The sequence below is a fragment of the Flammeovirga sp. MY04 genome (assembly GCF_001682195.2).
In the GTDB taxonomy this organism is placed as follows: Bacteria; Bacteroidota; Bacteroidia; order Cytophagales; family Flammeovirgaceae; genus Flammeovirga; species Flammeovirga yaeyamensis.
Genome location: NZ_CP003561.2, coordinates 2,025,358 through 2,044,101, shown reverse-complemented (window position 1 = coordinate 2,044,101; position 18,744 = coordinate 2,025,358). Strand labels below are relative to the sequence as shown.

Below are 18,744 nucleotides of genomic sequence, written 5' to 3'. Positions count from 1 at the left end.
GTGAAGAGGGAATTGATAAAGACTGAAGTCTGCATCAATTTACGCTCAACCTAATTTTGGTAAACACTTTAGTGTTTGCCAAAATCAACCTTCAACAACCCACGATTTCAATCGTGGGTAAAAGATAAGTCAAAATCGAGATATGATTTTATTCGTGGGAGTAGGTAAGTAGTATATATGAATAATACGTGCATATAAAAAGCATATGAAACAAAAAAAATATAATAGTATAAAACTAAAGTCAGTCAGTTTGATTGCCTTATTGATGCTCACTTTCACGTTTACATCAAATGCTCAGTACGCAGACAGTACTCGATATTTACACGAAGTAGAAGTTCGAGCACAAAGAATTCCAGAACGATTAAGTTTTAAAACCACTCAAATCACCAAGGAAAAAATTGAGCAATATCTATCGGCTTCATTAGGAGAATTGTTGACGCTTCAGACACCTATTTTCATCAAAAGTTATGGGGCAGGAGGAACGGCAACACCTTCTTTTCGAGGAACAGGAGCCTCTCATACACAAGTGTATTGGAATGGTATCAATTTGAATTCACCCATGTTGGGGCAGGTCGATTTATCCTTGTTTCCTGTCGCTTTTACAGACGAAATAACGATCAATTATGGGGGGTCGAGTTTATTACAAGGTACAGGCGGTCTTGGTGGAGGAATACAGATGAACTCCAAAGTGGTCTATGAAGATCATACCAAAGTGATGGCATCACAAACGGTCAATTCTTTAAACAATAGCATCACTAACGCAAGTGTCACATTAGGAAATACAAAGCTACAATCTACAACAAAGTTATTTTACAAAAATGCTCAAAATCAATTTGAGTTTGTCAACCCATTACAACCCGGATCACCTACATGGGTGAACGATCATTCTGCCCAAATTCAATACGGAGCCATGCAAGAATTGGCTTGGAAAGTCAACGACCAACATCAAATACAACTTAACGCTTGGTACCAAAAAAGTGATAGAGAATTGACTCCGTCTATGGATAATAAAAATGGAGACAGTTGGCAGGGAGACGATTCTTTCAAACTTTTAGGAAACTGGAAATTCAATAACGACCGATTAAAAACGGAATATATCACTGCCTTATTAATTGATGATTTATGGTATAAACGTCAGTTAAATAACGATGAAAATCCGAAATATACCGAAAGCGATTCTCGTTCAACGCAGTGGCAAAATCATTTTAGAACGACTTATCAACTCACTCCTCGATTATTAATTAGAGGTGGAATTGATGATTATTACGATCAAATTCAAAGTAATGCGTATCACTCAGTAACTGATACTACAAATCAGAATGTCGACCAACATACTTTAGATTTATATGCAGGATTGGATTGGGTGGTGTTCGATCAAACAACCGTAAGTTTTCTAGCACGTCAAGAATGGATTGATGGCGATATAAAACCATTTTTGCCTTCTTTAGGTATAGATTCTGACTTTACACCCAACAGTAAAGTGGTAGTGGGCGTGAGAGGTAATGTTTCTAAAAACTTCCATGCCCCCTCGCTTAACGACCGCTATTGGTATCCTGTAGGGAATCCCGATTTGCTTCCCGAAGAAGGATGGACGTATGAAGGAACGTTTAAGTTGAGATCCAACACCAGATCTGCATGGCAATGGAAATACGAATTGACGGCCTTCAATAGCTTAATTGATAACTGGATTGTTTGGAAGCCTGCCGTAAGTAATTTGTGGCGCCCAGAGAATTTGAGAAGAGTACATTCAAGAGGATTGGAACAAATTGCAGAAGTGAGTTATAGACAAAACGATTGGCAACTGCATTTGTACACTTCAGTTTCTATGGTGAGGTCGGAAAATACAGAAGCATCCGACGAATTGGATCAATCGGTGGGTAAGCAATTGATCTATACTCCAGTTGGGTCTTTCCAAGGATATCTTCAGGTGAATTATAAAAAATGGTACAGCATTGTTGAGCAACAAGTCTATGGTGAACGGTTAACTCAAACGGATGGGAGCGAGTATTTACCCCCTTATTACCTCACTAATTTCACTATTGGTAAACAGTTGAAATGGAATAAATCGACTTGGGATATCAAAGCCAGAGTGGAAAACATTTTCGGTTATCATTATCAGTCGATTGCTAGGAAACCAATGCCTGGAAGAGTGTTTCAATTTACCATCACTTACAATTTATAAAAATGAAATACATAATATATATAGCATTTTTCAGTTTAATTGCTTGTAATTCTGTAGAGGACAGCATGCCAATATCAACTGAAAAAGAAGTGGAAGAAGACGTCACTTTCAAGGAGGGAGTGTATGTCGTCAACGAAGGGAATTTCGATTGGGGAGTGGCCACTTTATCTCACAAACGTTACGATTCTGATACCGTAAATAATGAGTTATATAAGAGTATCAATAACTTCGAGTTGGGCAATGTGGCACAATCCATGACTTTAATTGGAGACGAAGCCTACATCTGTGTCAATAACTCTGCCCGCATTGATATTATGGAGGAAACGACAGGGAAGTGGATCGATAGAATTGAGATTCCGAACAGTAGCCCACGATACCTACATCAGGTGGATGAAAAGAAAGCCTATGTGACCGACTTATATTCTGATAAAATCTATGTGGTGGATTTGAAAAAGAATGAAGTAATTAAAAATATAGCTTCTACTGGATGGACAGAAAAGATGTGTCAGTTAGATCAATTCGTGTATGTTACCGAGACCAAAACAGTATTTGATAGAAGAAAAGGCGGTCAGCTTCTCCTTAAATTAGATACCAACACCGATGAAATTGTAGATAGTTTAAAGCTGCCGATTGGACCAATTGATATTGTAAAGGACAAAGATAATATGTTGTGGGTGTTGTGTAATGGAGGTTTGGAAGAGCTTCAGCCGGCCTTAGTGCAAGTCGATCCTGCTACGTTTAGCATCACAAAATCATTCTCATTAAGTGCCGACGATTATTTGAGTATGCCCTCTCGATTAAGAATAAACAAGGAGGGAGATCAATTGTATTTTATTCAAAGGGACGTCATCCAACAAGATATTTATGCTGATCATTTTGATAGAAAAGTAATTGTTCCCAAAGGCAAAAGACTGTTTTATGGCTTAGGAGTCAATCCTCGAAATAACGAGATTTATGTGACCGATGCCATAGATTATGTCCAAAAAGGCTGGGTATTTAGGTACAGCGACATGGGAGTGAAATTGGATTCTTTTCAGGTAGGGGTGATACCGAATGAGATTGTGTTTCAGTAGGATTTTTTTTGACGTGTAATTTTTGATTTTTAGACCAATTGTTATTTGAATATATATTCTCTAAATTTAGAATTTTATCTTCTAAAGCGAATTATATGTCTTTAAATACTAAACTTTATTTCCTCTTATTTTTATTATCTGTCAATTATTTATTTGCACAAGAATATCCAATTTACACCTTACAAGACAAAGATGTTGAAGTAAAAGATGGAGTAATTGTTAGCACTTTAAATGAGGAAAACTTTTTCAGATATGAAAGTTATCATTTAGTAATACCTGAAATTCTTCACGGTCAGAAAATAGTTGGATTAGCCGATGTAAATAAACCTGGAGATGGTGGTAGTCTGTCCGGTCTTTTTAAGAATTGTCACAACATAGTAGAGTTAACCACACCATCCACATTAAAGTTCGTAGGTAGATCTGCCTTAGGTGGCCAACCAATTGAAATACTTCATTTAAACGAAGGTTTGGAAGAGATTAGAGGTTACGCATTCTTTACTTCTCGTATAATGGATAACTCATTTACATTACCAAATTCGATTAAAAATATTGAAGAATCTGCTTTTGGAGAAATCAATTTACAACGATTAATAGTACCTAAAGAGGTTACAAGACTTATTAATAATGCTTTGGGAAGAAATGATTTGTCTATTAAGTTATTGGCAAAAGATGGAATTTGGCAGGATGATGATGAAAAGATTTATCCATCAAATGAATGGATAGATTATAAGTATAAAAGAAATTTCTTTTTAATGAAAGAATCTCCTTATACTATTAAAGATGAAGATGTAAAAGTTGTCATTGGAGCAATTGTAGCTGTAAATAAAAATATTAATGCAAAGGAGATCATTATACCAAATAAGTTGCGAGGACAGAAAGTAATTTCACTTCAAGGTTATGGACTGTTTAAACAAAGAAATATTAAAAAAATTACGTTACCCAAACACCTGAAAACAATAGGAGACCATTGTTTTGCTTGGAATAAAATTGAAAATATTGTGTTTCCAAAGCAAATCTATGAAATAGGAGCCTATGCTTTTTTTAATAATAAAATTACGGAATTAGAATTACCTTCAGAAGTAATAACAATGGGGGAATATTGTTTTAGTTTCAACGAGATAGAAAGAATCAATATGCCTGATAATATTTTAAAATTATCAAATAATCTTTTTACAGTGAATAAATTGAAAGAAGTAACTATACCCAAAGGTGTTGAAATTATAGGCAATTCTGTTTTTTCTGATAATGATCTTACTAAGATTAATTTTAATACAAACCTAAAAGAAATAGGAGATAGAGCCTTTTTTAGAAATTTTATAAAAGAAGATATCAAAATTCCATCTTCAGTAACTAAAATAGGAGAATCTGCTTTTAAATGGAATTACGAAATGAATATCATTTTACCAAAAAAGAAAATATGCAGTGGGTAGATCAAGATGGTAATGTACTAATTGGTGAACTGAAGTTTGAGAACGCTTATGAGCTGAAAGAGATTGAACAATAGTTTTATTAATTCCAAACTATTATTCTGCCATGATTTTAATCAAACTTTATCGACTTAAAAATGAGCAAACACAAAATATACGGCTTCGGAGAAATACTATGGGATTTACTTCCTCAAGGCAAACAATTGGGAGGTGCACCAGCCAACTTTATTTATCATTGTGCTCAATTAGGAGCGGATGCAATTAGCATAAGTAGTATTGGAAATGATCCTCTTGGTAATGAAATCAAGGAGGTATTATCAAATAATAAGGTGGAAGCAGAGTTATCAATCTCAGATCTTCCAACAGGTACTGTGTCTGTGGAGTTAGATGATCAAGGTATTCCTTCCTACATCATTCATGAAAATGTAGCGTGGGACGATATTCAATTATCTAAACAAACTATCGATCAATTCAGACAAGCTGATGCCCTATGTTTCGGTACTTTAAGTCAGAGAAGTGCGAATAATAGAAAAGTCCTTTCCAAACTACTTTCAACAGTACCTTCCACCTGTCTAACAGTATTTGATATCAACATCAGACAATCTTATTATTCTAAAGATTTAATTGAAGAGTGTTTGACTTCGGCATCCATTTTTAAACTGAATGAAGATGAATTGGAGTTGATGAAATCACTATTTTCACTTCGAGGAACTACCGAAGAGATCCTATCACATCTTATTAAAAACTATCATCTAAAAGTCGTGGCCCTTACAATGGGAACAGAAGGCTCTTATCTATGTACCGAAAATGAAACCTCATTTTTACCCACTACAAAAGTAAATGTAGTGGATACAGTAGGTGCAGGAGATGCCTTTACAGCTGCATTGGTGGTTGGATGGCTTCAATCGAAATCATTAAAACAAATACATGAAGAGGCGGTGGAATTATCAGCTTTTGTTTGTATGAGGAGTGGGGCGATTGTGAGTAAGGGATAATATGAATTAAAGGAGTTAAGATCTTGATGGTTTAAAATAGCCGTGTATTACTCGTTTAAAACACGACTAGCTAAATCTAATTCCTTATTTTAAAAATAATACAAATAAAGAATAGTTAATTGATTATCAATAATTAGTTATTTGTATTCTATATTAGAATTATCATCAATCAACTTTGAATATTTAAAGTTGATTGGTAGATTGAGGGTGTAATTATTACTAATGGATAAACGCCATGGTGTTTAGCAAAATATAATGTGACATAGTGGTGTTTATTAAATGTTATGGTGTATAATTGCAAAGTCATTAATTATCTTTTAAAGTAATGGAAGTCTCACCACCTATTAAAGAAAGGTCTACAAATGAATTAATAAGTATTATCGAAAATCCAGAGAGATGGAGAAATGATGTAGTTAATTTAGCTGAAAAGACTTTATCTGAAAGAGGAATAACAATCGAGGAGCAACAAAAAAAAAGAAATAGGCATAAACAAAGAAGAAAATCTTATAAACAGCGAACTAAAAAAATTAAAAACAATGCATCATATTCTTTAACTGAAAAAATTTTAATTATTCTTTTTGGTCCACTATTAATTCTATTAACTGAAGATTTTTTAATTTTTAGTCAAGAAGTGGAATTTAAAAAGAAAAATAGACAAAGCTGGATTTGTTTAATTCTTGGTTGTCTTTTTTGGTTTACTTTGATATTATTGTTTTTTTCTACTGTTAATAAGTAAAAAACATACTTCTAAAGAGTAATTAAATTTAAACACACCATAACATCAACTAAACTCCATTCACGGTTGACGCAACCGCTCACGAGTTTAGTAATCACGTTATGGCCAATTACGCCAACGAACCGAACTGCAAAATAGAAACATGATATGAAATATTTTAAAATTATAACTGGATTATTTTTCATGGTTTTATTTTCTTGTCAAAACACAGATGAGAAATTAATTGCTGAATACTATGCTGGATTAAATCAGTCTGATTTTAATAAAGTAAAAAAAGTACTAGCGGATACATTAACAGTTATTGAAGGCGACTGGATAGTAAGATACTCAAATAATGAATATTATGATTGGTTCGCATGGGATTCAGTATTTAAACCAGACTATAAGATTAAGGATTTCGAGTTGACCGATTCTGGAATGATTTATACAGTATCGAAATTATGCAAAAGAATTAATTTCTTGCATGGAGATAAATTAGACTTTAAGGTTAGAGCGACAATTGAAAACAATAAGATAAGTTCAATATCTACAGAGAGATATCTGAATATGGATTTTGATAAATGGGGTAAAAATAGAGAATCATTGATAGCATGGGTGGATAAGGAGCAGCCTGATTTGTCAGGATTCATGAATAAACAAAACTCAGATTATGCAATGAAGTATTTAAAGGCAATAAAATTGTATTCTAACTCTGAAATTAAGAACGAGAATGGACAAAAGGAAATTGTTGATAATATTGAACTCTTATTTCCTTATGATACTTTAGATAATTGGTTAACCTTGAACATTAGTGAAAATGTAATATTGAGCGAATTGGGCAAACCAGATTCAGTTGGAAAAGACACTTATTGGGGTGCTCTAGGAACGTATGTGCAAGAATGGAAATATTTAGACCATGGAATTTCAGTAGAAATGGAATCTGATACTATCGGACAGGAAAAAAATGTATTGATGATATCTGTTTTTGAACCATGCAAGATGAAAACATCAAATAACATCGGGATTTCATCAAGTAGAGAAAAAATAGTACAAGCATATTCAGATTGTATAAACAAAGATTTTAGTGTTGACAATCAAATTGTTGTAGGTTCAATATATGGAGGGGTGATATTTAAACTAGACGAGGATAAAGTGACTGATATATTTATTGGTGCAGCAGCCGAATGACAAAATAACTGGCCATAACAATGTATATACAAAATAGGCGAAATAGTAGTAAATTAAACGGTTGTAGCCCGCTTCAAAATCATAACGGTTTGATAGGATTGAAGCCCGCAATCGCCTACTTTGCATATACTTACCGTTATGGCCAAGCCAACAAAATGAGAACATAGATAATGAAACCTAGAATTTGGATAAGTAAAATAGAGTTTAGTGATACAACAGAGTTGGAATTTGAAAAGAATCAGATTACTGTTTTTGTTGGCCCCAATAATGCAGGGAAGAGTGCTACACTGAAAGAATTAAATTTATTGACTCGTAGCACAAACAATAATTGTGTAGTGCTGAAAAATATGAATTTGGAAAAAGATGGAACAGAAGAGGAATTACTTGAGTTTCTAAAGTCCAATTCAATGGCACAAAAAGACAACTCAAACCCAGAGCCATTCTATTTGGGATTAAAGTATCGGATTTATGGCGGAAACCTAGACGCATATTGGAATAATCGACAAGGGTTAAATGATATGCAATCATTATTCGTAAGTTATCTATCAACAGAAGAGCGACTAACAATGTCGAATCCCCCTAGGAATATTTCTCTTACAAAAGATGCGGTTAAACACCCAATTCATTATATGCAGAAAGATGACTCGATTGAATTTCAATTTAGTTCTTATTTTAAACAAGCTTTCAATCAAGATTTAATTGTTCATCGAAACGCAGGAAATGATGTACCTCTTTATATCGGGGAAAGACCAGTGCCAAAGAATGGTGATGATAGAGTTTCCATAAATTACATCAAGGAAATTGAGAAATTACCCCTTCTTCATAAACAAGGAGATGGTATGAGAAGCTTTGTTGGTATTTTGTTGAGTGCTTTTGTGTCAGATTATAGCTTATTCCTCTTAGATGAACCCGAAGCTTTTTTGCACCCACCTCAAGCAAGATTGTTAGGTAAAATGTTAGCAAATGACCTACCTAAAGACAAACAATTATTTTTAGCAACACATAGTGGTGATTTTCTAAAAGGGCTTTTAGATGCTGATATAGAAAACCTGAAAATAGTTAGAATTAAACGAGAAGGTGATATAAACAAAATAAGCACTTTGAATAATTCTGAAATAAAAGAATTGTGGGGCGATTCTTTACTAAGGCACTCAAATATCTTAGATGGTCTATTTCATTCCAAAGTAGTAATATGTGAAAGTGATTCCGATTGCAGATTTTACTCTGCTGTATTACAGAGTCTATACGAAAATGACTCAAATATTAGTCCTGATGTCTTATTTATACATTGTGGTGGAAAACATCGAGTAAGCTCAATCGTTAAATCTCTTAAGAAATTAGACGTTGATATCATTTCAATTCTAGATTTTGATGTGTTAAATAGTCAAAATCCATTGAAAGATATTTTTACAGAATGTGGTGGTGATTGGAGTGTTATAGAGAATGATTGGAAACAAGTAAAAACTTCGATTGATGCCAAAAGACCTGAATTAGAAACTGAAGATTTGAAAAAGGAAATAATTCCTATTTTAGAATCAACTACTGAAAGATTATTCCCTAAGTCAAAGATTAAAGAGATAAATAGCCTACTAAAAAGAGTTTCAGCATGGAGTCATGCAAAGCAATCAGGAAAGTTTTTTATTCCTAGTGGCAATCCTATGCAAGCATATCAAAGACTAATCTTAGAACTAGAGAAAGTCGGATTATTAGTTGTAGAAGTTGGGGAATTAGAAAGTTTTGTTAAGTCAATTGGGAATCATGGACCTAAATGGGTAAATGAAGTTCTAAGTAAGGATTTATTGAATGACCCTGAATTACTTGAAGCTAGAGAGTTCGTGAAGAAAATAATAAAGGCCAGGCCATAACAATAAATATACGTAATGCGGGGCGATTTGGTAAATTTGAACATAAAAGCATTTAATAAACAAAGTAGCGGTTTGATAGTGAAGTGCCTTGAAATCCCGCACTACGCATATTCGAGCCGTTGTAGCCAATTAAAAAATAACGACCATCAAAAATCAAAGGAATAAAGAAGAAATTGATAGATTGAAATCAAATTTGCTTACAAATGATTTGAATCTTAAGCAAGAGTCCATAGAACAACTTTGTGAGTTAGGAGGTGAAGAAATAATAGATTTTTTAATAACACTATTAGATCAAAGTGACTCAAGCATAAGAGATATGTCCGCTCTTGCACTCGGAAAAATTATGGATATAAAAGCAGTAGAACCATTATTGGAAGCAATTTTCAAAAAAGAAAATGAAGGATATACAGGAACTATGGTTTTTGCATTAGAAACTCTTGATTGTTCAAAATACTTAAAAGAAATATTCAAGATTATGTTTTATCATGCATATGAAAGCAAAATGAGTGCAATTGCAATTCTGGATACTCAAGTTTTTGAATTTACAAAAGAGGATCTTATAGAAATTAAAAATATGTGGCAAAATTGTCTTCAAAACCCAGAATCTTGTCCTGAAATAATGAATGAAGAGGTAAAATCTGAAATGGAAAAATCCGTAAATAGTTATTTAGAATATTTAAAATAAAACTGGCTACAATAATTAGGGCTTAGTTAGGTCTGAAAGACCCAAAATTAAGCCCTAGTTGAACAAAGGCGGTTGGTTACACATCGAAATCTGTATGGAACTTAGGGTAGACTTTTCATTAATATGAAAGGTCTTTTTTGTGACTTATTTTTCAATCATTCTCAAAACCTTCTTCTTCTGAGTATTTCTATACCAAGATTTTCACTCTAAAGTACCTGATTTTGAAAAGTAAAGGGTGTAGAAACCTAGGCTTACTTTTATAAGCAAATAAAGGAGTAAGAAGGAGTTAATTTATTGGAGTCACATTAAGATTTTCCTTTTTTGGAGGAGCTCTTTGTGATGCAAAACGAGGCATGATCACCATACTTCTTTTTTTACAGCAAGGACAGACTTTCGGATCATACCCAAGTTTTTCTGCTGATATTTTAATCCAATCCCATTGCTTAATTTCAGGAGGTTTTTGACCAATAGATTCTCTAATTTGAGTAATTTTCTTTCTCTTTATAGCTCCATTGTAAAACCCAAAATGACGTATTCTTCTAAAACCTTTTGGTAGAAGATGCCTGACATATCTCTGTATAAACTCTACATCCGAGAGCGTCATTTCTTTTTTCTTACCTCCCTGTCTGTAATCTTTGTAAGAAAACGTGACTTTGCGATCTGAATAGTCCAATAATCTATGGTTTGAGATAGCCGTTTTATGTGTATATCGTCCCAGATATTGTATAATTTGTTTTGCTCCACCAAAAGGTCTTTTAGCATAGACCACCCATTCTTTTTGAAAACAGTTTCTAGCAACTTCTCCTTCAAAATAAGTTGTTAGAAGTTCATTTTTTCTTATCCCTTGAATCAATTTAGCTCTGAACATTTTTGCTAAGCCTTTAGCAGGAAATAAGTATTTACCCGTTTTATCAGCACATTTCCAATGTTTACCGTTGCAAAGGGCACCCCCAGGAATAATGCAATGCAGGTGAGGGTGCAAAGTAAGGTTTTGTCCCCAAGTATGAAGTACAGCTATCATTCCCATTTCACCATCAAGAGACACTTTTCCAAAATTTTTAATGGTTTCCCAAGCAGCTAGGAAAAGTAAATCATACATCTCCCTAGGATATCTTAGAAACAGGAAGTTCATGTGATTCGGAACTGTAAAAACAGTATGAAAATAAGGGACATCAAGTACTTCCTCTTCTCTTTTTAAGATCCATTTTTCTCTGTAGGTCGCCTGACATTTAGGACAGTTTCTATTTCTACAGCTGTTATAAGACACACGAACCTCTTTACATTTTTCACAATGATCGATATGTCTCCCAAGCTTTGCTGTTCTACATAAAGTCATGGCATGTAAATCATACTTTTGCCTTGCTAAAAATTGAGTGGATTCCCTCCAAAACTGCTGCTGATTTAGAATCTGAGCGATCTCAATTTTTGGTTGCATAGATCTTATCGAATGGAGAAAATGAATTGGATTTTTTAACAGTGGCGAGATTGAGGTAAAGCATAGTTGTTTGTAGAGCTTCGTGTCCCAACAGTTCTTTTAAAGTAAAAGGATCCATTCCCATTTCGATACAATGAGTGGCATAGGTATGTCTTAAAGTATGAATTGTAACTCTCTTCTTGATGTTCGTTTTCCTTAATGTTTCTCTGAATAATGACCCGATAGAATTAGTAGCCATGTGTTTACTGGTATCGTATCCTTCAAATAACCATAATTTCGGCTTCACATGTTTTAGATACTTTTTCAATCCAACTTTCATAGTTTTGGATAATGGTACAATTCTATTCTTACTGTATTTTGTGTCACGTATGTAAATTGTCATACGATCAAAATCAATATCAGATACTTTAAGTCGGGCGACTTCTCTTATTCTGAGTCCTGCTGAATAGGTTAAAGCAAATAACACACGGTGTTTTAAGTGTTTGGGTGTTTTAAAAATGATTTTACATTCTTCCACAGATAGAATATCTGGGATAGAGTCATTTCTTTTCAATGAAGGTAATTGTATGGCTCGATCGTCTCTATCACTTAATCTGAAGACATACCTCAAGGCATAAACATAATGCTTGAAGATAGTGTAAGAAGTGTTTTGTTTTTCTTTGAGAAGTAGCAGATAATCATTAATTTGATCGTCGGAAAGTTCAAGTGGAATCTTTTTAAAATACAATGAAATACTAGCGATAGTACGGATGTAGTTTTGAAAAGTAGAAGAAGACTTTCCACTGAGTGTCATGTTTTGATACACTTGATCAAACATGTTTTTAAAACCAGGAACAACACGTTTCGCTTTTTCGACTATTGTCTCTTTTTTTTCATCTTAGTAAACTATTAATTACAAAATCAATTAAGATATAAAGGTAAGAGATTGTGGGCTTTAGCTAGCGAAGCTTTTGTTCAACATTAGCTAATCTCCATCCATCGGGTGACGCACCCGCTGGTCGTAGTTTAGCATTCACGTTGCTGCCAATACAAGTAGAAGGTGCTGTATATCGCCCCTTTATCTGTTTTTTAGATAGCTAACAATAAATACATAAAAAAAGTGTACTTAAAAACACTTTTGTTTGATACAAATTACATTGCCTAGTGTTTTTACAGATAAAAGTGCTATATATTGCTCCTTTATCTATTTTTTAAAATAGCTATCAAGTAATTCATCTAAAAAGTGTACTTAAAAGCACCTTTGTTTGATACAAATTAAATTATTTAGTAATTTTACAGGTAAAAGAGCTTTATAATGCACTCAGAAAAGTTAATTAAAACAATAAAAGAACGTAGAGAAAACCTAAAAGTCAATCAAGAGAACTTGGCTAAACTTTCAGGAGTAGGGTTAAGGACGCTAAAACAATTTGAAAGTGGTAAAGGTAATCCAACGTTACAAACTATTCAGAAAATTGCTGATGTATTAGGATTGGAAATATGCCTAAAAGTTAAAACAACTATAACGGATGAGGAAAGCAAGAATATTGTATAAAAATCAAGAGGCAGGCATGTTGATTCAACATGACAATGGTTCTTTTACTTTTAAATATGATAATTCATGGATAAGCGATGACAGCAAGCCAGTTGTTAGTTTAACATTCCCAAAGTCACAACAAGAATATCATTCAGAGTTTTTGTTTCCATTTTTTTATAATATGTTGCCAGAGGGTTCAAACAAACAGATAGTTTGTAAGCTAAACAGGTTGGACAGAAATGATTATTTTGGTTTGCTAATAACAACGGCAAAGAACGATAACATAGGTGCAATAAAAGTTTTAAAAGTAGAATAGTACTATGAATTTGGATGAAATTAAATATTGCCCCGGAACATTATCTAAAGGACATACTACATATAGTAGAGCTTGCCTGTCTAAAGTGTTTAAAGGAAAAAAGGTGAATCATATATTACCTTATGATTCACCAACAACGAACTCAGAAACGGATGAATTATTTGATAATAATCGAAAACGAATGTCTATTTCTGGTGTACAGGAAAAGTTTTCTGTATTGCTTGACAAAAACAAACTGCGCCTGATTAGCGAAGGAGAACAAGGAGAATACATTCTAAAACCTATTCCAAGTGCTGGAAAAAGACAAGAAAGTATGCCAGCTAACGAGCATTTGACAATGCAAATTGCAAAACAAGTTTATGGAATAGAAACTGCTGAAAACGCATTAATATTTTTCAAAAATGGTTCTCCAGCATATATAACAAAGAGGTTTGACTTAAAAGAGGATGGTTCTAAACTAGCACAAGAAGACTTTGCTTCACTTTCGGGAAGAACACCGCAAACACATGGAGAACATTATAAGTATACTGGAAATTACTACGAATTATTTCAAATTCTAAAAAAATATGTTCCTGCATACCCTTTAGAGGCTCCAAAACTCTTGAAAATAATCATCTTCAATTATTTGTTCTCGAACGGGGATGCTCATTTTAAGAACTTTTCTTTAATAGAAACCCCAATGGGTGATTTTAAATTAAGTCCTGCTTACGACTTGGTAAATAGCAGGATACATATTGAAGATAAAGATTTTGCTTTAGAAGATGGACTTTTACCTAAAAGCTTAGCCCAAGGAAATGTTATTTCACAAATTAAAATATTATCAGAAAAAGCAGGAATTAGTGAATTGATTTACGATGACATAATAAATACAATGTTTAATCAGTCTGATTTGGTAGAACAACTGATCTTTTCTTCATTTTTAGATAAGAAAACACAGAGGAACTATTTTCAATCCTATCAAACTCGATTAAAAAAACTAATGAAATAGCGAAGTACTAGCGGCAATAATTTGTATAAGTAAGAAAAGAAAAATTAGGTGTTTAAATTAGCTACTTAAGCATCCATCTTATTGGGTAGATTCCTATGAATATCAAACGAAGAAATCCATCCATCGGTAAGCCGTATGAGGGAAAACTTCACGTACGGTTTGATGAAGGAGGGGGGCTTATAGTTTTCTCAAAATGATTACATTTATAATTATTTAAACTGAGAGAGTTATCAGGCTCTACTCTATTGAGAAAGGAAAAATCAATATATAGTATACGTATCTCAGACCTTACCATCTAAATTTATCTTAACTAATCTAATAATATAGTTATCGTAGAAATAGACAGAGTTAGGAGATTAAGTCATAGTTGAACAAAGGCGGTGGGTTACACATCGATGTCTGTATGGAACTTAGGGTAGATTTTTCATTTATTTGAAAGGTCTTTTTTGTAACTCATTTTTCAATCATTCTAAGACCATCTTCTTCTGAGTATTTTTAGACAAAGAATTTCACTTAAAAGTATCTGATTTTAACAAGTAGAGGGTGTAAAGATTATGCTTACTTTCATAAGCATAAAAACGAGTAAGAAGTGTTGTGTTTTTCTTTGAGAAGAAGCAGATAATTATTAATTTGTTCGTCGGAAAATTCAAATGGATCCTTTAAACTACAACGAAATACTAGCGATAGTACGGATGTAGTTTTGTAAACTATTAATCACAAAATCAATTAAGGTATAAAGGTAAGAGATTGTGGGCTTTAGCTAGCGAAGCTTTTGTTTAACACTATGTAAAAGCATTAAAACGCTTTTTGCATTTAACGTTGACTTAATAACAAACTATGAATAGAAAAAATTTTTTAATGTTATTTGGATTACTAAGTACTTCCTCCATATTCTTTCCATCAAATCTTATTGGTTCAATATCAGACAAGTGGAGTAACTTCAAGCATATCTATTCAAGTAATAAGCTTAAATTGGAGTTCTTTAAATTCTTAAAGAATGTCTTTAACTTATTTCCTGAAGACGAGTTGCATAAACTTATTTCAGAATCGACTAACAATAACTCCAGTGACAAAGAAATCTACTTAGATACTCAATCTAAACTAGGTGACATAAGCTCTTTCTTCTCTGTATTTGAATATGAATTACCTTCCCTGCTTAAACAAAAGGAAGAAATGGCAAAACAAAGTTTAATGCTATTAGAATCAGGTGCCACTTATAATGGCTATTTAGAAATCGGTTCCTCTGGTCGCTACCTTGATTACTTAGAAGAGAAAGTCAACATTGAAGGTAATAGGTATTACGCAGATGGTAAAAAACCAGGCTATTCGCTGACCGAAATGGTTGACAGAGGCCAAATATTTATTGGAGCAGAGTATATACCGCTAGCTGATTACAACACCAAATACTCGGAAATTATAGAGAATGAAAGTCTAGATTTAGTAACAGTTTACATTGGCTTTCACCATTGTCCTGTTGACCTAAGGGAAACATTTATTTCCTCTATTCGTGATACCATGAGAATGGGTGGAAAACTCATCTTAAGAGACCATGACTGCCATGATAAAGACCAAGAAACTATTGTAGCTCTTGCACATGATGTTTTTAATATGGGCACCCGAGAAACGTGGGAATACAATGAGAATGAAACCAGAAATTTCTATTCTTTAGACTTTATCATTCAGTTCATTGAGAAAATCGGTTTTCAATTTGAAAAACAAACACTTTTTCAAGATGGTGATCCTACTAAAAATGCATTAATGTTATTTACAAAAACTCAAACTTCATGAAACTAACCGTAAAGCTAATCCAATTTTTATTCAGACTTCCTGGTAAGTTTTTTAAATTCATCCACCGAAAGAAAAGATATACTATTCCTTTTTATGCTTTTGTGGTCTATATCATCTCTGTCATAATCATTATTAAAACTGCTGGTGACCCAACTTTTGACAAGATCTTGGAAAATAAATTGGTAAATGATATTACTCAACTTAATCCGATACAAGTAAGCACTGTTGTTCAACCATCTAATGTAGACGATATTATCAATGCTATTCAATCAACTACTGGCCCTATCTCTGTTGGCGGTGGTCGCTATAGTATGGGAGGGCAAGTGGCTTTTGACAACAGTCTCCATATTGACATGCGTCAATTCAACCAAGTACTTAACCTTGATACGGAAAAGAAACAAATCACAGTGCAGCCTGGTATCACATGGAGAGATCTTCAAAACTACATCGATCCATATGATCTCTCTGTAAAAATTATGCAGACTTACGCCAACTTTACTGTTGGTGGTTCTATATCGGTCAACTGTCATGGACGTTATATTGGGCATGGACCAATCATTTCATCTGTTCTAAATATTAAACTAGTCACTTCCGAAGGAAAACTAATTACTGCAAATAGAACCGAAAATTCAGACATTTTTAATGCTGCTATAGGTGGTTACGGAGGTATTGGAACCATTGTAGAAACTACCTTACAGCTGGAGAAAAACGTTAAAGTCGAAAGACAAACCAATTTGGTTGAAGTCAAAGACTACCTCTCCTTTTTCAACGAGAACATTAGAAATAATAAAAAAGTAATTTTCCAAAACGGAGACTTATATCCTCCTCATTTTAATGAAGTGAATAACGTAGCTTGGGTCGAAACGGATAAAGAGTTAACCGATACCATAAGAGTAACACCAACAGGGCTTGATTACAGCCTGGAACACCGATTATTAAAAGTTGTTTCGTGGGGGGATTTTGGTAAATGGATAAGACGAAAAATCATTGACCCATATCTTTATAGCAATGAAGTTGTAACATGGAGAAACAAAGAGGCTAGTTATGATGTCAATGAACTTGAACCTAAATCAAGGAAAGAATCGACTTATGTATTACAAGAATACTTTATTCCAATAAATAACATCGAGTCCTTCATTCCAAAAATGAAAGCCGTTTACGATCAGTTTGATGTAAATGTCATTAATGTTTCCTTACGTCATGCCTACCCCGATAAAGAATCACTACTTTCTTGGGCTCCTGAAGAAGTTATCGCTTTAGTTATCTACTACAAGCAAGGAACTAGCGATGAAGCAAAAGAAAATGTGAAACAATGGACACAGGCTATGACGGATGCTATCCTTAGCGAAGGAGGCACTTGGTATCTTCCTTATCAACCACATGCAACAGTTGACCAATTCAACAAAGGTTACCCAAATGCTGGTACATATTTTTCTTTAAAAGATAGTATTGATCCTCAACACCGGTTTAATAATAAGTTACTTGATAAATACAATCCCTACATTGCTAATAGAATCGAAAAAGAAGGCAATAATATTAAGGGCTACTATCGCAACGAAGAACAAACTATTTTAACAGTTCCAGAGTGGTATTTAGTTTTTAACCCTAAAGAATATGCTGACTATCTAGAATCAGGGGCTAATCCTTCTGACTTCCCTTTCTATGCATCTATTGATGAATATTGGTCACTTTATGATCGTTCCTTAAAGCTGGTTTCAGAGGCATATCCCACAAACGAAGAGTACATCACTATGCTGCAAGTTATTGGTGTATCTATAACGCTAGAGTACACCATTAAAATCATTTATGAGAATACAATCGGCAAAGTCTTTAGTTACCTTCATAACGGTATCAATTCGGATGAAGAAGAAATGATCAACCAAGCTCATCGTGCTTATAGCGACTTTATCTATCAAACGGCATGGTACGAATTTGATTTTCTTCCGTGGATAGGTAAAGTATGGAGTGTTTCAAATACCAAAGACAGCAACTGGTTGAGAAAGTTTGAACGCAAGACCCTCTTTACTTTCGAATTCTTGCTTAAGGCAGGTTATGGAAAACTCATAGAATGGGCAGCCACTTCAACCTATGAAGAGCCTGTGACTGACATCTATGTGCTAGCAACTTCCTCAGGTGAAATATCTACCAACGATGAAGTCAAAGTCTATACTAAAAAGGACAATATGTATCTTCTTGCTATTGAGCGTTGGGGAGCCTTCACAACCAATTTAATTCGACTAGTAGATGAAGATATTCAGATTCATAACATTGGTGGGAATGACGAAATTCTTGTGAGTATTATTGCACCAAAAGATATCTCACTACATGAAGATAAAATACAGGTACTCTACAAATCCAATATTGTTACAGATAATAACTCTAAAAGATTCGTGTACTTTATGCATGTCTCTGAATTAATTCCTTTTATAAAAAGAATGAAAACAAAAGGAATTGAAATAGAACATATTTTTGATTATTAATAACTAATAACCATCCACCAGATGACGGATATGCTGGTTGTAGTTTAGCCAGTATGTTAGCGGTAAAAATAAGAAACAGAGAAACTAACAGATA

General features: G+C 33.7%; 15 protein-coding genes. 13 read left to right on the top strand and 2 right to left on the bottom strand.

What is annotated here, in order from left to right:
* The first annotated feature begins 205 nt into the window (after positions 1-205).
* From MY04_RS27270 to MY04_RS27235, 8 genes are all read left to right on the top strand, one after another.
* Complete coding sequence (locus MY04_RS27270; protein ID WP_066216389.1) at positions 206-2,182, top strand: TonB-dependent receptor; 1,977 nt, start codon at positions 206-208, stop codon at positions 2,180-2,182.
* A gap of 2 nt (positions 2,183-2,184) precedes the next feature.
* A complete protein-coding gene (locus MY04_RS27265; RefSeq protein ID WP_066216387.1) occupies positions 2,185-3,255 on the top strand; it encodes a YncE family protein in 1,071 nt (356 codons plus the stop codon).
* Between the two features lie 95 nt (positions 3,256-3,350).
* Positions 3,351-4,685: a leucine-rich repeat domain-containing protein gene (locus MY04_RS27260; protein ID WP_066216383.1), complete on the top strand. Its 1,335-nt coding sequence runs from the start codon at positions 3,351-3,353 to the stop codon at positions 4,683-4,685.
* A 134-nt stretch (positions 4,686-4,819) separates the two neighbouring features.
* Entirely contained in the window at positions 4,820-5,677 is an 858-nt protein-coding gene (locus tag MY04_RS27255) for a carbohydrate kinase family protein (RefSeq protein ID WP_066216380.1), read from the top strand.
* 325 nt (positions 5,678-6,002) lie between these two features.
* Positions 6,003-6,413 (top strand): hypothetical protein, encoded by a 411-nt coding sequence (locus MY04_RS27250; protein WP_066216378.1) that lies wholly within the window; start codon positions 6,003-6,005, stop codon positions 6,411-6,413.
* Positions 6,414-6,560: 147 nt separating this feature from the next.
* Complete coding sequence (locus MY04_RS27245) at positions 6,561-7,580, top strand: hypothetical protein (RefSeq protein WP_158297953.1); 1,020 nt, start codon at positions 6,561-6,563, stop codon at positions 7,578-7,580.
* A 170-nt stretch (positions 7,581-7,750) separates the two neighbouring features.
* Entirely contained in the window at positions 7,751-9,445 is a 1,695-nt protein-coding gene (locus MY04_RS27240; protein WP_066216370.1) for an ATP-dependent nuclease, read from the top strand.
* 181 nt (positions 9,446-9,626) lie between these two features.
* Complete coding sequence (locus MY04_RS27235) at positions 9,627-10,130, top strand: HEAT repeat domain-containing protein (RefSeq protein WP_066216367.1); 504 nt, start codon at positions 9,627-9,629, stop codon at positions 10,128-10,130.
* 286 nt (positions 10,131-10,416) lie between these two features.
* Here the strand turns inward: MY04_RS27235 and MY04_RS27230 are convergent, their stop codons facing one another.
* Positions 10,417-11,565, bottom strand: coding sequence for an IS91 family transposase (locus MY04_RS27230; RefSeq protein WP_066216364.1), 1,149 nt, complete (start codon positions 11,563-11,565; stop codon positions 10,417-10,419).
* Positions 11,549-12,382 (bottom strand): tyrosine-type recombinase/integrase, encoded by an 834-nt coding sequence (locus MY04_RS27225; RefSeq protein ID WP_066216361.1) that lies wholly within the window; start codon positions 12,380-12,382, stop codon positions 11,549-11,551. Before MY04_RS27225 ends, MY04_RS27230 begins: the two co-directional genes overlap by 17 nt.
* Positions 12,383-12,859: 477 nt before the next feature.
* Here MY04_RS27225 and MY04_RS27220 point away from each other — a divergent pair, with 477 nt between their 5' ends.
* From MY04_RS27220 to MY04_RS27200, 5 genes are all read left to right on the top strand, one after another.
* Positions 12,860-13,096, top strand: a complete 237-nt coding sequence (locus MY04_RS27220) for a helix-turn-helix transcriptional regulator (protein WP_066216360.1) — start codon at positions 12,860-12,862, stop codon at positions 13,094-13,096.
* Positions 13,071-13,394, top strand: a complete 324-nt coding sequence (locus tag MY04_RS27215; RefSeq protein WP_066216356.1) for a HipA N-terminal domain-containing protein — start codon at positions 13,071-13,073, stop codon at positions 13,392-13,394. Before MY04_RS27220 ends, MY04_RS27215 begins: the two co-directional genes overlap by 26 nt.
* A 4-nt stretch (positions 13,395-13,398) precedes the next feature.
* Positions 13,399-14,382 carry a HipA domain-containing protein gene (locus MY04_RS27210; protein ID WP_066216354.1) on the top strand — a complete coding sequence of 328 codons (984 nt, stop codon included), beginning with the start codon at positions 13,399-13,401 and terminating at the stop codon, positions 14,380-14,382.
* Positions 14,383-15,219: 837 nt separating this feature from the next.
* Entirely contained in the window at positions 15,220-16,170 is a 951-nt protein-coding gene (locus tag MY04_RS27205; protein WP_084006177.1) for a hypothetical protein, read from the top strand.
* Positions 16,167-18,650: an FAD-binding oxidoreductase gene (locus MY04_RS27200; protein ID WP_205960541.1), complete on the top strand. Its 2,484-nt coding sequence runs from the start codon at positions 16,167-16,169 to the stop codon at positions 18,648-18,650. The genes MY04_RS27205 and MY04_RS27200 overlap by 4 nt, the downstream gene beginning before the upstream one ends.
* Positions 18,651-18,744 lie beyond the last annotated feature (94 nt).

Excerpts from the sequence above, each read along its gene's own strand:
- MY04_RS27220 (WP_066216360.1), top strand. The coding sequence starts at position 12,860 with ATGCACTCAGAAAAGTTAATTAAAACAATAAAAGAACGTAGAGAAAAC.
- MY04_RS27230 (WP_066216364.1), bottom strand. The coding sequence starts at position 11,565 with ATGCAACCAAAAATTGAGATCGCTCAGATTCTAAATCAGCAGCAGTTT.
- MY04_RS27225 (WP_066216361.1), bottom strand. The coding sequence starts at position 12,382 with ATGTTTGATCAAGTGTATCAAAACATGACACTCAGTGGAAAGTCTTCT.
- MY04_RS27210 (WP_066216354.1), top strand. The coding sequence starts at position 13,399 with ATGAATTTGGATGAAATTAAATATTGCCCCGGAACATTATCTAAAGGA.
- MY04_RS27265 (WP_066216387.1), top strand. The coding sequence starts at position 2,185 with ATGAAATACATAATATATATAGCATTTTTCAGTTTAATTGCTTGTAAT.
- MY04_RS27205 (WP_084006177.1), top strand. The coding sequence starts at position 15,220 with ATGAATAGAAAAAATTTTTTAATGTTATTTGGATTACTAAGTACTTCC.
- MY04_RS27215 (WP_066216356.1), top strand. The coding sequence starts at position 13,071 with ATGAGGAAAGCAAGAATATTGTATAAAAATCAAGAGGCAGGCATGTTG.
- MY04_RS27250 (WP_066216378.1), top strand. The coding sequence starts at position 6,003 with ATGGAAGTCTCACCACCTATTAAAGAAAGGTCTACAAATGAATTAATA.
- MY04_RS27245 (WP_158297953.1), top strand. The coding sequence starts at position 6,561 with ATGAAATATTTTAAAATTATAACTGGATTATTTTTCATGGTTTTATTT.
- MY04_RS27255 (WP_066216380.1), top strand. The coding sequence starts at position 4,820 with ATGAGCAAACACAAAATATACGGCTTCGGAGAAATACTATGGGATTTA.
- MY04_RS27260 (WP_066216383.1), top strand. The coding sequence starts at position 3,351 with ATGTCTTTAAATACTAAACTTTATTTCCTCTTATTTTTATTATCTGTC.
- MY04_RS27270 (WP_066216389.1), top strand. The coding sequence starts at position 206 with ATGAAACAAAAAAAATATAATAGTATAAAACTAAAGTCAGTCAGTTTG.
- MY04_RS27240 (WP_066216370.1), top strand. The coding sequence starts at position 7,751 with ATGAAACCTAGAATTTGGATAAGTAAAATAGAGTTTAGTGATACAACA.
- MY04_RS27200 (WP_205960541.1), top strand. The coding sequence starts at position 16,167 with ATGAAACTAACCGTAAAGCTAATCCAATTTTTATTCAGACTTCCTGGT.